Source organism: Leclercia barmai (genome assembly GCF_049312895.1).
Classification (GTDB): Bacteria; Pseudomonadota; Gammaproteobacteria; order Enterobacterales; family Enterobacteriaceae; genus Enterobacter; species Enterobacter barmai.
In genome coordinates, this window is record NZ_JBMNWZ010000001.1 from 610,394 (window position 1) to 624,824 (window position 14,431).

The 14,431-nt window shown below is 60.0% G+C and carries 12 protein-coding genes; 7 read left to right on the forward strand and 5 right to left on the reverse strand.

Annotation, left to right across the window (positions count from 1 at the left end; all coding sequences use genetic code 11):
- Positions 1-118 precede the first annotated feature (118 nt).
- From ACOYA6_RS02825 to ACOYA6_RS02835, 3 genes are all read right to left on the reverse strand, one after another.
- Entirely contained in the window at positions 119-934 is an 816-nt protein-coding gene (locus tag ACOYA6_RS02825; RefSeq protein WP_138369524.1) for a Cof-type HAD-IIB family hydrolase, read from the reverse strand.
- A gap of 240 nt (positions 935-1,174) precedes the next feature.
- Positions 1,175-3,607 (reverse strand): formate C-acetyltransferase/glycerol dehydratase family glycyl radical enzyme, encoded by a 2,433-nt coding sequence (locus ACOYA6_RS02830; protein ID WP_138369523.1) that lies wholly within the window; start codon positions 3,605-3,607, stop codon positions 1,175-1,177.
- A 4-nt stretch (positions 3,608-3,611) separates the two neighbouring features.
- Positions 3,612-4,511 (reverse strand): glycyl-radical enzyme activating protein, encoded by a 900-nt coding sequence (locus ACOYA6_RS02835; protein WP_422653987.1) that lies wholly within the window; start codon positions 4,509-4,511, stop codon positions 3,612-3,614.
- Between the two features lie 127 nt (positions 4,512-4,638).
- Between ACOYA6_RS02835 and fsa the strand changes: the two genes are divergently transcribed.
- Positions 4,639-5,301, forward strand: coding sequence for a fructose-6-phosphate aldolase (gene fsa / locus ACOYA6_RS02840; protein WP_139564611.1), 663 nt, complete (start codon positions 4,639-4,641; stop codon positions 5,299-5,301).
- Between the two features lie 135 nt (positions 5,302-5,436).
- On the opposite strand, the gene moeB is transcribed toward fsa, so the two are convergent.
- Both moeB and moeA read right to left on the reverse strand, forming a co-directional pair.
- A complete protein-coding gene (gene moeB / locus ACOYA6_RS02845; RefSeq protein ID WP_138369520.1) occupies positions 5,437-6,189 on the reverse strand; it encodes a molybdopterin-synthase adenylyltransferase MoeB in 753 nt (250 codons plus the stop codon).
- The gene (gene moeA, locus ACOYA6_RS02850; protein WP_422653988.1) at positions 6,186-7,418 is read right to left on the reverse strand and encodes a molybdopterin molybdotransferase MoeA; all 1,233 of its coding nucleotides are present in this window, start codon (positions 7,416-7,418) and stop codon (positions 6,186-6,188) included. The genes moeB and moeA overlap by 4 nt, the downstream gene beginning before the upstream one ends.
- A 189-nt stretch (positions 7,419-7,607) precedes the next feature.
- Here moeA and iaaA point away from each other — a divergent pair, with 189 nt between their 5' ends.
- The 6 genes from iaaA to ACOYA6_RS02880 all read left to right on the forward strand — a co-directional run bounded on the left by iaaA (position 7,608) and on the right by ACOYA6_RS02880 (position 14,416).
- The gene (gene iaaA, locus ACOYA6_RS02855; protein WP_039032687.1) at positions 7,608-8,546 is read left to right on the forward strand and encodes a beta-aspartyl-peptidase; all 939 of its coding nucleotides are present in this window, start codon (positions 7,608-7,610) and stop codon (positions 8,544-8,546) included.
- An 11-nt stretch (positions 8,547-8,557) separates the two neighbouring features.
- Positions 8,558-10,429: a glutathione ABC transporter ATP-binding protein GsiA gene (gsiA, locus tag ACOYA6_RS02860; RefSeq protein WP_422653989.1), complete on the forward strand. Its 1,872-nt coding sequence runs from the start codon at positions 8,558-8,560 to the stop codon at positions 10,427-10,429.
- A gap of 31 nt (positions 10,430-10,460) precedes the next feature.
- Entirely contained in the window at positions 10,461-11,999 is a 1,539-nt protein-coding gene (gene gsiB, locus ACOYA6_RS02865; protein ID WP_039032685.1) for a glutathione ABC transporter substrate-binding protein GsiB, read from the forward strand.
- Between the two features lie 47 nt (positions 12,000-12,046).
- Positions 12,047-12,967 (forward strand): glutathione ABC transporter permease GsiC, encoded by a 921-nt coding sequence (gene gsiC, locus ACOYA6_RS02870; RefSeq protein ID WP_039032684.1) that lies wholly within the window; start codon positions 12,047-12,049, stop codon positions 12,965-12,967.
- Position 12,968: 1 nt separating this feature from the next.
- Complete coding sequence (gene gsiD / locus ACOYA6_RS02875) at positions 12,969-13,880, forward strand: glutathione ABC transporter permease GsiD (RefSeq protein ID WP_422653990.1); 912 nt, start codon at positions 12,969-12,971, stop codon at positions 13,878-13,880.
- 146 nt (positions 13,881-14,026) lie between these two features.
- Positions 14,027-14,416 carry a hypothetical protein gene (locus ACOYA6_RS02880; protein WP_138369515.1) on the forward strand — a complete coding sequence of 130 codons (390 nt, stop codon included), beginning with the start codon at positions 14,027-14,029 and terminating at the stop codon, positions 14,414-14,416.
- Positions 14,417-14,431 lie beyond the last annotated feature (15 nt).

The following is a 14,431-nucleotide window of genomic DNA, read 5'->3' on the forward strand; positions in this document are numbered from 1 at the left end:
GTAATTACAAGTGATACTTTAGGTTAAAAATAAGTTAAAGCAAGTTAAATAACTTGATGAAGTGCACAACACGGAGAGAAAGAGGGGGAGAGCGCCGGAGATGACTCCGGCGGGGAAATCAGTTGCTGAAGGGCGGGGTATTGTCGAGGACGGCCTGAATCACGTTCAGCGCGCCCTGATGGTTGTTGTCATCGGCCTGATAGCGGGTGATGGCTTTGATGCTTTCGCCCGCGTTACCCATGGCGAAGGAGTAGTTCACAAACTTCAGCATTTCGGCGTCGTTACCGCTGTCGCCAATCGCCACGCACTCCTGCGGGGAGATGTGCCAGCGCTTCAGCAGGCGGCTCAGGCCGCTGGCTTTATGCAGGCCGGGGATAATCAGATCCACAAAACCAAAGCCGCTGGTCACCGGCTTCATAATGCCGTCGAGGGAGACGTGCAGGGCGTCGATCAGGTTTGGAATATCGCTGTCCGGCAGGTTCAGGGAGAACTTGAACAGCACGTCGTCGATGTCGCGATAGTCGCTGATGCGCTGCAGGCGGTGATAGTGTTTTGACATCAGCGCGATGAAGTCCTCTGGTGCCTTATCGCTGACGTAAGCACTTTCCAGCCCGCAGGCAACGAAGTTCAGGGAGGTATCCTTCAGCAGCTCGCCGATGACAATCTGCGACTCGTGCTTCGTCAGTTCACCGTGGAAAATCTGCTCGCCGTGATCGAACACCAGCGCGCCGTTTTCCGCCACGAAAGAGATCTGCGATTTCAGTTCCGGGAAAAAGGAGATGAGCTGGTAATACTGGTTGCCGCTGGCGACAACGAACTCAATATTACGGGCCTGAAGTTGCTGGAACTGCGCCTGAAAGCGGTCACGATCGTACTGCTTGGCGTCATCAAGAAAAGTTCCGTCCATATCGGTGACGATAACTTTAACGGTCATACATTGAGCTCCTGAATCACTGCGTTCGAAACATTCTAATAACAAGGTGACGTGGAGCACAAATTTAATTTTCGAATGAAAGTCAGAAAGCCGGGTGGCGGAGGTAAATGCAAAACGGCAACCTGGGTTGCCGTTTTTGATGTTTGCACCCTCTCCCCGTGGGAGAGGGCCGGGGTGAGGGCAACAGCGCGCGCTATTCCCCTCACCCTAACCCTCTCCCTCAAGGGAGAGGGGATCTCATTACAACGTATGCTCAGTACGCGCAATAATATCGTCCTGCGCATCCGGTGACAGGGCGGTAAAGAACGCCGAGTAACCCGCCACGCGCACTACCAGGTCGCGATACTGGTCCGGGTGTTTCTTCGCTTCCAGCAGCGTTTCGCGGGAGACGATGTTGTACTGGATGTGCCAGCCTTTATGCACCTCAAAGAAGGTGCGCAGCAGCACCATCAGCTTCTGACGGTCGCTGTCGTTATCCAGCGTTGCCGGGTTGAGCTTCTGGTTCAGCAGCACGCCGCCGAGGATCGCTTCGGTCGGCAGTTTCCCGACAGAGCCGATCACCGCCGTTGGCCCCAGATGGTCAGTACCGGAGGACGGGCTTGCCCCTTCGGCCAGCGGGGTATGCGCTTTACGGCCGTCCGGCGTTGCCATGGTGGCCGCACCAAACGGCACGTTGGCGGAGATGGACGAGGTCCCGGCGTAGTAGTTGCCGCCAATCGGGCCACGGCCATAGCGTGGGTTGTGGTACTGCTTCAGCTCTTCGATGTAGGTCTGATACGCCCGGGCCAGCAGCAGATCCACGCTGTCATCGTCGTTACCGTACTTCGGCGCGCCGTTGATCAGACGCTGGCGCAGCTGCTCGTGGGTCAGCCCCTCGTAGTCATCCGCCAGGGCCGCCGCCAGCTGCTGCTGACCAATCGCACCCTGTTCAAAGACCAGTTTCTTCACTGCCGCCAGGCTGTTGCCGAGGTTGGCGATGCCTACCTGCAGGCCGGAGACCCAGTCGTACTTCGCGCCGCCCTGCTTGATGCTCTTCGCGCGCTCGATGCAGTCATCCACCAGCGCCGAGCAGAGAATGTCGTGGACGTTCTCTTCCAGCATGGTGTCCACCACGTACTCAATCTCGATGGATTTGCGGGTGTAGTACTTAATCTGGCGATCCCAGGCGGCCATCACTTCGTCGAAATTGTTGAAGTTACCGGCAGAGAGCGCTTTAACCTGCGGCAGGAACACCTTGCCGCTGGTGGCGTCGCGACCGCCTTCCATCGCCGCCAGCATCACGCGGGCGAAGTTGATAAAGCTCATCCCGGTGCAGCGGTAGCCCCACTTGCCGCCAACGGCGGTTTCAATGCAGCCGATGGCGGCGTAGTCGTAGGCGTCGGCTTTTTCGATGCCGAGCTTGATGAACTCAGGGATCACGATCTCATCGTTGTTGAAGGCCGGCATCCCAAAGCCGCAGCGGATCACCTGCACGCAGGCGTCGAGGAAGTCGTTGCTCATGCCCGCGTGATAGCGCACGCTCAGGTTCGGCTGAGTGGAGCGCAGACGGCCGCAGGATTCGAGGATTGCGTAGGAGAGCGGGTTCACCGCGTCCATCGCCACATCGTTCACCAGGATCTGCCCGCCGATGGTGACGTTCTGGTACAGCGGGCTGCCCGCCGAGGCTTTAGAGTGCGAGCCGGAGCGGATCTTGTTTACTTCCAGCAGCTTCAGCCAGCAGCTGTGCAGCAGCTCGATGGCGTGTTCACGATCCAGAGACTGGTTCAGCTCCACGTCGCGGCGGTAGTACGGATAGAGATACTGGTCCATGCGGGCGAAGGAGACGGAGTGGCCGTTGGACTCAATCTGCAGGATCAGCTGGATGAAGTAGCACAGCTGTAATGCCTGCCAGAAGGTTTTTGGCGGTTCGTGGGCTATGACATCGCAGTTTTCCGCCATCGCCAGCAGCTCGTCGCGGCGGCTAACGCGGGTTTCGGTGGTGGCCATCTCACGCGCCAGATCGGCAAAGCGCTCGATATGCAGGCTCACCGCTTCCAGCACGATATCGATCGCTTTCAGGAACTGGTCGCCGTGCAGGTCTTCCAGGCAGGTAAGGTTGATGCGCGAGCGGCGCTCGTCCACCTTGTGGCGCAGGCCGTCGAGCCCTTTTTCCAGCACTAACGGGAAGTTTACCGCCAGGTGCGCGTCGCCGGAGGTCATGTTGCCTTCCGCTTTGATAATCCCGGTTTCCAGCAGGCCTTTCTGCTCGTCGGTGAACATGCCGTAGCAGCGATCCTGCACCGTCTGGCCGCGCCACCACGGGCAGATCTCATGCAGAACGCGTTTGTTCTCTTCGCTGACTGCAAAGCCCGCACCCGGACGGTCGGCCAGATCGTCGATCTCTTTTTCAATCCACGAGACGGTGTATTCCGGGAAGATCGGCGCGGCGCGCACTTCGCTTGCCTGGTTGCCGATAATCAGCTCGTCATGTTTGATCCAGATAGTGCGCTGCGCCAGGTGATGGGCCAGCGCCAGCGCGCGGCGAACCGGGATCGGCTTGTCCATGTGCTGCTGGTACATCTCGGTGTAGTGCTGGGCGCGTTCGGTACAGACCGGCGGCTTAACAATATGGACCAGGGCAGTTTTATGCGCCTTAATGCGATCGCTCAGGGTAGTAAGATTCAGCTGTGTCATAACATTATCCTCGTAAGGTCGCGGTTAACCCTTTCTGGGCGGCGTACTGCCGGGCAAAGTCCAGTAAAGCAGGATTATCGAGCGGTTTATCAGGGGCAGAGTAGGGTTGGCCGAGCAGTGTGTACTTGTTCATGCCCAGCGTGTGGTATGGCAAAAAATGGATGTCGCGGACGTTCAGTTCGTCGGCGGCAAAATTGGTAATGGCGGTAATCGACGCTTCATCGGCGTTAAAGCCCTGGATCAGCGGCACGCGAATGGTGAGCTGTTTTCCGGCGGCGGCCAGGCGCTTGAGATTCTCCAGCACCCGTTTTGCCGAGCCGTCGGTCCACTGCTTAAACACCGCCCCGTCGACGTGTTTCAGGTCGGCCAGGAACAGATCGATGTACGGTAACGATGGTTCGATATAGTGCCACGGCACGTGCAGGCAGGTTTCCACGGCGGTGTGGATCCCATGCTCATGGCTGGCCTGGAACAGCTGGCGCGCCATGTCCGGGTTCATAAAGGGTTCGCCACCGGAGAGGGTGATGCCGCCGCCGCTGCGATCGTAGAAAGGCTTATCGCGCAGGACGGTCGCCATGATCTCCTCCACCTGCTTATCTTCGCCGCAGACGGTGAGGGCCTGGGTTGGGCAGCAGTCGGTGAGGGCATCGAGGTGGGTATCGTCGAGTTTTTCGCGGTGGATCACCAGGCCATTCAGCGTGCGGTCGATCACCGCAGGCGCCACCTGCTGACAGAGGTTGCACCCCTCCAGGCACAGGCGAGCGTCGAACAGCAGATCCCGGGAACGGTCGCGGCTTTCCGGATTCTGACACCAGCGGCAGCCCAGGGAGCAGCCCTTCATAAAGACCACGGTACGAATTCCCGGGCCGTCGTGTGTCGAATAACGCTGAATGTTGAAGATCATAATGTCGCCTCTTGTTGCGTATGAAGATTAAATGACTTTCGAATGAAAGTTATCTTGACGCAAATCAACTCAGAAGCAGGTTTTGCCGTGGTAGGGTTACGGCATAGTCATTTTTGAGGATCTCATCATGGAACTGTATCTCGACACATCCGACGTTATTGCCGTTAAAAAGCTGGCCCGCGTGTTTCCGCTGGCAGGCGTCACCACTAACCCAAGCATCGTCGCCGCAGGCAAAACGCCGCTCGACGTTCTACTGCCTCAGCTGCAGGAGGCGATGGGCGGCCAGGGCCGTCTGTTTGCCCAGGTGATGGCGACCACCGCAGAAGGTATGGTGGAAGACGCGCTCAAGCTGCGCACCATCGTCGCCGATCTGGTAGTAAAAGTGCCGGTAACGGCAGAAGGACTGGCGGCTATTAAGATGCTGAAAGCGCAGGGCGTACCGACCCTGGGGACTGCGGTCTACAGCGCGGCGCAGGGGATGATGGCGGCGCTGGCGGGGGCTGAATATGTCGCGCCATATGTGAACCGGGTGGATGCCCAGGGCGGGGACGGCATTCAGACCGTGGCGGAATTACAGCAGCTGCTGACGCTCCACGTGCCGCAGTCAAAAGTGCTGGCAGCGAGCTTCAAAACCCCGCGACAGGCGCTGGACTGCCTGCTGGCAGGCTGCGAGTCCATCACCCTGCCGCTGGACGTTGCCCAGCAGTTGATCGCTTCTCCGGCGGTGGATGCGGCGATTGCGAAGTTTGAGCAGGACTGGCAGAACGCCTTTGGACGGACGTCGATCTAGTGGTATCGCCGGGCGGCGCTGCGCTTGCCCGGCCTACAAAAGCTGATTCGTGCGCGCTGATTCCCTCACCCCGGCCCTCTCCCAAAGGGAGAGGGAGCAAACACTAAAACGGCAACCTTTGGGTTGCCGTTTGCGTTAACCTCCGCACACCTCACACCCCGGATTACGCATCAGCTTCATCTCGCGGAACTGGCAGGTCATCGCGTCGTACATCACGATTTTCCCCGCCGCTGGCGTGCCGTAATGGGTCAGCACTTTGATGGCCTCCATCGCCTGCATCGAACCGATCACCCCCACCAGCGGAGCCATTACGCCGGCTTCCACACAGGTCAGGGCATTCTCGCCAAACAGACGGCTCAGGCAGCGGTAGCAGGGCTCGCCCTCGGCATAGGTAAAGACGCTGATTTGTCCTTCCATACGGATAGCCGCCCCGGAGACCAGCGGCGTTTTATGGGCGAAACAGCCCGCGTTGAGCTGATTGCGAATGGTGACGTTATCGGTGCAGTCGAGAACCAGATCGTGACGGGCAATCTGTTCAGACAGCGCAGGCTCATCCAGCAGGGCATCGAGCAGGGTGAACTGGACGTTGGGGTTGATGCGCGACAGCGACGCCCGGGCCGACACCACTTTGGGCTCGCCGAGGGTGGCATCGCTGTGCAGCGTCTGGCGTTGCAGGTTGGAGAGCGACACGGTGTCGAAATCAAGCAGCGTCATGCGCCCGACGCCAGCGGCGGCCAGATACTGCGCCGCGGCGCAGCCCAGTCCGCCGAGGCCGACCACCAGCACGTTCGCGGCCTTTAACGCCTCCTGACCGTCGAAATCAAAGCCGCGCAGCACAATCTGGCGATTGTAGCGCAGCATCTCGTTGTCGCTCAGTTCCATGCTCAGCCTCCGAACAGGGCGTTAAACGGCTCAACCTCGACCCATTCACCCGCTTCCACGTTGCCGCGCTCGCGCTCCAGCACGATAAAGCAGTTGCCCTGGCTGAAGGAGCTGAAAATATGCGACCCCTGATGACCGGTGGTGCTCACCTCCAGCTCGCCGTCGGCGTTACGCGTCAGAATACCGCGCTGGAAGTCGAGACGGCCCGGTGATTTTTTCAGCCGGGTGGCGGCGCGAACGCGCTGGCGGGCGGGCAGGCTTTGCGCCCGGTTGCCGGATAGCTTCGCCAGCAGCGGCTGCACCAGCTGATAGAAGGTGAGCGCCGCAGAGACCGGGTTGCCCGGCAGGCCGCAGAACCAGCTGTTCGGCAGCGTGCCGAAAGCGAAAGGTTTGCCCGGCTTGATCGCCAGCTTCCAGAAGCCGATCTCCCCCAGCTCGTCGAGGATGGTTTTGGTGTAATCCGCTTCGCCCACCGACACGCCGCCGGAGCTCAGCACCACGTCGGCCACGCGATCCGCTTCAATAAAGGCGGCGCGCAGCTGCTCTGGATCGTCAGGAATAATGCCGAGGTTAATCACCTCGCAGCCCAGCTGCTCCAGCATCAGATGCACCGCCAGGCGGTTAGTATCGTAGATCTGCCCCTCGGCCAGCGGCAGGCCCGGCAGCTGAAGCTCGTCCCCGGTAGAGAACACCGCCACGCGCACCTGGCGCACCACGGCAATCTCCGGGATACCCAGCGACGCCAGTACCGGCAGCTCGGCGACGGTCAGCTCCGTGCCCGCCGGGAAGACGGTTGCGCCCAGGGTAATGTCTTCCCCGCTGCGACGGATATTCTGCCCCGGCTTAACGCTGGCGGTAAAACGCACGCCGTCGTCGGTCTGCTCGGTCTCTTCCTGCATCACCACCGCATCGCAGCCCGGCGGCACCGGCGCGCCGGTCATAATGCGGATGCAGCTTCCGGCAGGCCATTCACCCTGGAAAGGCTGACCGGCAAAGGCTTTACCCGCTACCGGCAGCGCAGTGCCCGCCGCCAGATCCGCCAGACGCACGGCGTAGCCATCCATCGCTGAGTTATCAAAGCCCGGCACGTTCAGGGGCGAAACGATGTCGGCGGCGGTCACGCGGCCAAAACAGCGCAGCAGCGGCAGGGTTTCCTGCTCTGACAGCGGAGAAATTCGATTGAGCATCTGGGTGAGTGCCGTCTCAAGCGGCATCAGTCCGGCGGTAAAATCCATGGGTCACTCCAGCGGGAGAATAACGAAGGCGGCCATTATGGCAGAAAAGTGCCGTTAACTGTATGACACCATGGGCTTACCCTTTACATCACAGTGTCGTCTTTCTATATTCAAAAATTATATGAATCATAAGCCACGATAATGATATTTATAAAAAAAGCGGCAACTATCGGCCCAAAGGTGAAGTGAATGGGGAATGCAGTCATCGCAATCCACGGCGGCGCCGGGGCAATTACCCGGGCGCAGCTCAGTCAGGAGCAGGAGAAGCGCTACATCGAGGCGCTCTCTTCGATTGTGGAAACCGGCCAGCGAATGCTGGAGGCGGGCGAGAGCGCGCTGGATGTGGTCACCGAGGCGGTGCGCCTGCTGGAGGAGTGTCCGCTGTTTAACGCCGGGATTGGCTCGGTGTTTACCCGAGACGAAACCCACGAGCTGGACGCCTGCGTGATGGACGGCATTACCCTGAAGGCGGGTGCCGTGGCCGGGGTCAGCCATCTGCGCAACCCGGTGCTGGCCGCTCGTCTGGTGATGGAGCAGAGTCCGCACGTGCTGCTGGTGGGCGAGGGAGCCGAGAAATTCGCCTTCGAACAGGGCATGGAGGCGGTCTCGCCAGAAATCTTTTCCACGCCCGAGCGCTATCAGCAGCTGCTGGCGGCGCGCAGTGCGGGGGAAACCCGGCTCGATCATGCCGCCCCGCTGGATGAGTCCACCAAAACGGGCACCGTCGGTGCCGTGGCGCTGGATAAGGCGGGGAATCTGGCCGCCGCCACCTCCACCGGCGGAATGACCAACAAACTGCCCGGTCGGGTAGGCGACAGTCCGTTGCCCGGCGCGGGCTGCTATGCCAATAACGCCAGCGTGGCGGTCTCCTGCACCGGCACCGGGGAAGTGTTTATTCGCACCCTGGCCGCGTATGACATCGCCGCGCTGATGGATTACGGCGGCTTAAGCCTGGCCGAAGCCTGCGAGCGGGTGGTGATGGAAAAACTCCCGGCGCTCGAAGGCAGCGGCGGGCTGATTGCCGTCGATCGCGAGGGTAACGTGGCATTACCCTTTAACAGTGAAGGCATGTACCGTGCCTGGGGATACGCAGGCGATACGCCGAGCACCGGAATTTACCGTGAATAAGGGGAAGAGGGATGCCGCACAGCGATGAACTGGACAGTCAGCAGGTGCTGGCGGTGCACAATCTTAACGTCGCCTTTCCCGAGGAGCGGCAGACGATCCCGGCGGTAAAACAGCTCTCTTTTTCGCTCAAACGCGGCGAAACCCTGGCGATTGTCGGCGAATCCGGCTCCGGTAAATCGGTCACCGCGCTGTCGTTGATGCGCCTGATTGAACAGTCCGGCGGACTGGTCGAGTGCGACCGCCTGCTGCTGCGCCGTCGCAACGGCCAGGTAAGCGATCTCACCACCCTGAGTTCATCCCAGATGCGCAGCGTGCGCGGTGCCGACATCGCCATGATTTTCCAGGAGCCGATGACCTCCCTCAACCCGGTCTTCCCGGTGGGAGAGCAGATCGCCGAGTCGATTCGCCTGCATCAGGGGCTGAGCCGTGAGAATGCCCTGATGGAAGCCCGGCGGATGCTGGAGCAGGTGCGCATTCCCGAGGCGGACACCATTCTGTCGCGCTATCCGCACCAGCTCTCCGGCGGCATGCGCCAGCGGGTGATGATCGCCATGGCGCTCTCCTGTCGCCCGGCGGTGCTGATTGCCGATGAACCCACCACCGCGCTGGACGTCACCGTTCAGGCGCAGATCCTGCAGCTGATTAAAGTGCTGCAGGAGGAGATGGAGATGGGGGTGATCTTTATCACCCACGACATGGGCGTGGTGGCGGATATCGCCGACCGGGTGCTGGTGATGTACCAGGGCGAGGCGGTGGAAACCGGCACCGTGGAGCAGATTTTCCACGCCCCTGAGCACCCATACACAAAAGCGCTGCTGGCGGCGGTGCCGCGCCTGGGGGCGATGAACGGCAGCGATTTGCCGCGGCGTTTTCCGCTGATCTCTCTGGCCGAACCCGGCCATCAGGAGGCCGAAACCGAGCAGGATACCGTAGTGCCCGGCGAGCCCATCTTGCAGGTGCGCGACCTGGTGACCCGCTTCCCGCTGCGCGGCGGCCTGTTGAACCGCGTTAAGCGCGAAGTCCACGCGGTGGAGAACGTCAGCTTCGACTTATGGCCGGGCGAAACGCTCTCCCTGGTGGGTGAATCCGGCAGCGGAAAATCGACCACCGGACGGGCGCTGCTGCGGCTGGTGGAGTCCCAGGAAGGCACCATCACCTTTAACGGGGAACGCATCGACACCCTTCCCGCCGGGAAGCTGCAACACCTGCGGCGGGACATTCAGTTTATTTTCCAGGATCCCTATGCCTCCCTCGATCCCCGCCAGACCGTGGGCTATTCGATTATGGAGCCGCTGCGGGTGCATAACCTGCTGGACGGGGAAGCCGCCCAGCGGCGGGTGGCGTGGCTGCTTGAGCGCGTGGGGCTGAAGCCGGAACACGCATGGCGCTATCCCCATGAATTTTCCGGCGGCCAGCGGCAGCGGATCTGTATTGCCCGCGCCCTGGCGCTGAACCCGAAGGTGGTGATTGCCGATGAGTCCGTCTCGGCGCTGGACGTCTCCATCCGGGCGCAGATCATCAACCTGCTGCTCGATTTGCAGCGGGAGATGGGCATCGCGTTTCTGTTTATTTCGCACGATATGGCGGTGGTGGAGCGCATCAGCCACCGCGTGGCGGTGATGTATCTCGGCCAGATTGTCGAGATAGGCCCGCGTCGGGCGGTATTTGAAAACCCGCAGCATCCCTACACCCGCAAGCTGATGGCGGCGGTGCCGGTGGCCGATCCGGCCCATCGTCAGGCCCGGCGGGTGCTTTTGCAGGATGAACTACCGGGCAACATTCGCAAGCGAGGGGAGTTCACCGAGCGCGTGGAGTTGCGGGAGGTGAGCCCCGGCCATTTCGTTGCGCCGCCGCGGCAGGACAATGCTTTTTCGCGTTTATAACTCAGACAGCAGGGAACAACAGGAGAGTACAATGACAAAATTTGTTGCTCGCAGATGGCTGTTAGCCGCGAGCGTAACGGCAGCCCTGGCGGCCTCGCCGGCTTTCGCAGCAAAAGATGTAGTGGTGGCGGTGGCCTCCAACTTCACCACCCTCGATCCCTATGACGCCAACGACACGCTCTCCCAGCAGGTGGCAAAGTCGTTTTATCAGGGGCTGTTTGGCCTTGATAAAGAGATGCAGGTGAAAAATGTGCTGGCCGAAAGCTACAAGGTCTCTGACGACGGGCTGGTCTACACCATCAAGCTGCGCAGCGGCGTGAAGTTCCAGGACGGGACCGACTTCAACGCAGAGGCGGTGAAGGTCAACCTCGATCGCGCCAGCAATCCGGAAAGCAGCCTTAAGCGTTATAACCTGTATAAAAACATTGCCAGCACCGAGGCAGTCGATCCCACCACGGTGAAAATCACCCTCAAGGAGCCGTTCTCCGCCTTTATCAACATTCTGGCGCACCCGGCCACGGCGATGATCTCCCCCGAGGCGCTGAAAAAGTATGGCAAAGAGATTGGCTTCCATCCGGTGGGCACCGGGCCGTATGAGCTGGTGACCTGGAACCAGACCGATTTTGTGAAGGTGAAGAAGTTCGCCGGATACTGGCAGCAGGGGCTGCCGAAGCTGGACACCATCACCTGGCGTCCGGTAGTGGATAACAACACCCGCGCGGCGATGCTACAGACCGGCGAAGCGCAGTTTGCCTTCCCGATCCCTTACGAGCAGGCGGCGCTGCTGGGCAAAAACAGCAAGCTGGAGCTGGTAGCCAGCCCGTCGATCATGCAGCGCTACATCAGCATGAACGTCACGCAAAAGCCGTTTGATAACCCGAAAGTACGCGAGGCGATCAACTACGCCATCAACCGCGACGCGCTGGTAAAAGTGGCCTTTGCCGGTTACGCGACTCCGGCGACCGGGGTGGTGCCGCCATCCATTGCTTACTCCCAGCAGTATCATCCGTGGGAATACAACCCGACCAAAGCGCGGGCGCTGCTGAAAGAGGCGGGCTTCCCGAACGGCTTCAGCACCACGCTCTGGTCGTCGCACAATCACAGTACCGCCCAGAAGGTGCTGCAGTTTACCCAGCAGCAGCTGGCGCAGGTGGGCATTAAGGTGCAGGTGACGGCGATGGATGCCGGGCAGCGCGCTGCCGAAGTGGAAGGCAAAGGGCAGAAAGAGAGCGGGGTGAGGATGTTCTACACCGGCTGGTCGGCCTCCACCGGCGAAGCCGACTGGGCGCTGTCGCCGCTGTTTGCCTCCCAGAACTGGCCGCCAACCCTGTTCAACACCGCGTTCTACAGCAACCCGCAGGTGGATAAAGATCTGACCGATGCGCTGAAAACCACCCAGCCGGAAGAGAAAGCGAAGCTGTACAAAGATGCGCAGGACACCATCTGGAAGGAGTCGCCATGGGTGCCGCTGGTGGTAGAGAAGCTGGTTTCGGCGCACAACAAGGCGCTGACCGGGTTCTACATCATGCCGGATACCGGCTTTAGCTTTGACGACGCGGATCTGAAATAAAGCACTCATTCCCGCAGGTATCCGCCTGCGGGATGAGAGGAATGTGCATGCTGAATTATGTGATTAAACGCCTGCTGGGCCTGATCCCGACGCTGCTGATTGTCGCGGTGCTGGTCTTTTTATTTGTGCATATGCTGCCAGGCGATCCGGCGCGGCTGATTGCCGGCCCGGAGGCGGATGCCACGGTGATTGAGCTGGTGCGTAAGCAGCTGGGGCTCGATCAACCGCTTTACCGGCAGTTCTGGCACTACATCACCAGTGTCCTGCAGGGGGATTTTGGCACTTCGATGGTCTCCCGGCGGCCCGTGTCCGAAGAGATTGCCAGCCGCTTTATGCCCACCTTCTGGCTGACCCTTGCAAGCATGGCCTGGGCGGTGCTGTTTGGCCTGATGGCGGGTATTGTGGCGGCCGTGTGGCGCAACCGCTGGCCGGACCGGCTGGGGATGGCGCTGGCGGTTACCGGGATCTCCTTCCCGGCCTTTGCGCTGGGGATGCTGCTGATGCAGGTTTTCTCCGTGGAGCTGGGCTGGCTGCCCACCGTGGGGGCGGACAGCTGGCGGCACTATATCCTGCCTTCGCTGACGCTTGGCGCGGCGGTGGCGGCGGTGATGGCGCGCTTCACCCGCGCCTCGTTCGTCGACGTGCTGAACGAAGACTACATGCGTACCGCCCGGGCAAAGGGGGTCAGCGAGAAGTGGGTGATCCTCAAGCACGGCCTGCGCAACGCGATGATCCCGGTAGTGACCATGATGGGGCTGCAGTTCGGCTTTCTGCTCGGCGGCTCAATCGTGGTGGAAAAGGTCTTCAACTGGCCGGGGCTCGGGCGTCTGCTGGTCGATTCTGTCGACATGCGCGACTACCCGGTGATCCAGGCGGAAGTGCTGCTCTTTTCGCTGGAATTTATTCTTATCAACTTAGTGGTGGATGTCCTGTATGCCGCCATTAATCCGGCTATCAGGTACAAGTAAGATGCGACTGTTAAACTGGCGTCGGCAGGCGATGTTAAAGGCCATGCCGGGCCTCAAACCGGATCGGATCCGCACCCCGTGGCATGAGTTCTGGCGACGCTTTCGTAAGCAGCCGGTGGCGATGGCCGCCGGGCTGTTTGTGCTGCTGCTGATCCTGGTGGCGGTGCTGGCGCCCTGGATCGTCCCCTTCGATGCGGAGAACTACTTCGATTACGACCGTCTCAACGAAGGTCCGTCGATGATGCACTGGTTTGGCGTGGACTCGTTAGGGCGCGACATCTTCAGCCGGGTGCTGATGGGGGCGCAGATCTCGCTGGCGGCGGGGGTGTTTGCGGTGCTGATCGGCGCCGCCATCGGCACGGTGCTGGGCCTGCTGGCGGGCTACTACGAGGGCTGGTGGGACCGGATCATCATGCGCATCTGCGACGTGCTGTTTGCCTTCCCCGGCATTCTGCTGGCCATTGCGGTGGTGGCGGTGATGGGCAACGGCATGGCCAACGTGATTATCGCCGTGGCGATCTTCTCTATTCCGGCCTTTGCCCGCCTGGTGCGCGGCAATACCCTGGTGCTGAAGCAGCAGACCTTTATCGAGTCGGCGTGCAGCATTGGCGCCAGCGACACGACAATTCTGTTCAACCATATTCTGCCGGGTACCGTCTCCTCTATCGTGGTCTATTTCACCATGCGTATCGGGGTGTCGATTATCTCGGCGGCCAGCCTGTCGTTCTTAGGGCTTGGCGCGCAGCCTCCGACCCCGGAGTGGGGGGCAATGCTCAACGAGGCGCGGGCGGATATGGTCATCGCCCCGCACGTGGCATTGTTCCCGAGCATGGCAATCTTCCTCACCGTACTGGCGTTTAATTTGCTGGGAGATGGTCTGCGCGACGCGCTGGATCCGAGAATTAAGGGATAACCTACCAAATATTGTAGAACTCAATGTGAAAATGGTTGTTATTCAGTAAGTTATAAAATGCCGTGTAAAAGGTTTGCTGGAGTTAACGATTTGTAAAAATTATAATAATTAATGATTGAATAACGTTAAATATTGTAAGGATTACAATGAAAAAGCTTCTTTTATGCGGCATGGTTTTACTTTCTACCTCTTGCGCCGATTTCCAGAAAAACATGAGTGACGGGATGAAAGCGGTCAATTCGGCCCTGACGCCGAAATCTTCCACCGGCACGCAAACTGCGGCAGCGGCAAAACAGTCCGGTACCATCACCAACGAACAGTGCAAAACCAGCGTGGGGAAATCCCGTGACTATTTTGAACAGATTGTTGGCTTCAAGCTGAACGAGACCAACTCTTCGGGTTATACCTCGTTCTCCGAGACCTACAACCTGCGCATTTCCGATCGTAAAGACCGTTTTGGCGGCAACTTCGCTATCTGCATCATCTCTATCGATCCGCAGACCAACAAGGTCACCACCTTCTCAATGCCAACCTGATTCAGGCGTTGCGCC

Coding starts and splice junctions, on each gene's coding strand:
- iaaA (WP_039032687.1), top strand. CDS start 7,608: ATGGGGAATGCAGTCATCGCAATCCACGGCGGCGCCGGGGCAATTACC.
- ACOYA6_RS02880 (WP_138369515.1), top strand. CDS start 14,027: ATGAAAAAGCTTCTTTTATGCGGCATGGTTTTACTTTCTACCTCTTGC.
- ACOYA6_RS02835 (WP_422653987.1), bottom strand. CDS start 4,511: ATGATCTTCAACATTCAGCGTTATTCGACACACGACGGCCCGGGAATT.
- gsiC (WP_039032684.1), top strand. CDS start 12,047: ATGCTGAATTATGTGATTAAACGCCTGCTGGGCCTGATCCCGACGCTG.
- fsa (WP_139564611.1), top strand. CDS start 4,639: ATGGAACTGTATCTCGACACATCCGACGTTATTGCCGTTAAAAAGCTG.
- gsiD (WP_422653990.1), top strand. CDS start 12,969: ATGCGACTGTTAAACTGGCGTCGGCAGGCGATGTTAAAGGCCATGCCG.
- ACOYA6_RS02825 (WP_138369524.1), bottom strand. CDS start 934: ATGACCGTTAAAGTTATCGTCACCGATATGGACGGAACTTTTCTTGAT.
- gsiA (WP_422653989.1), top strand. CDS start 8,558: ATGCCGCACAGCGATGAACTGGACAGTCAGCAGGTGCTGGCGGTGCAC.
- moeA (WP_422653988.1), bottom strand. CDS start 7,418: ATGGATTTTACCGCCGGACTGATGCCGCTTGAGACGGCACTCACCCAG.
- ACOYA6_RS02830 (WP_138369523.1), bottom strand. CDS start 3,607: ATGACACAGCTGAATCTTACTACCCTGAGCGATCGCATTAAGGCGCAT.
- gsiB (WP_039032685.1), top strand. CDS start 10,461: ATGACAAAATTTGTTGCTCGCAGATGGCTGTTAGCCGCGAGCGTAACG.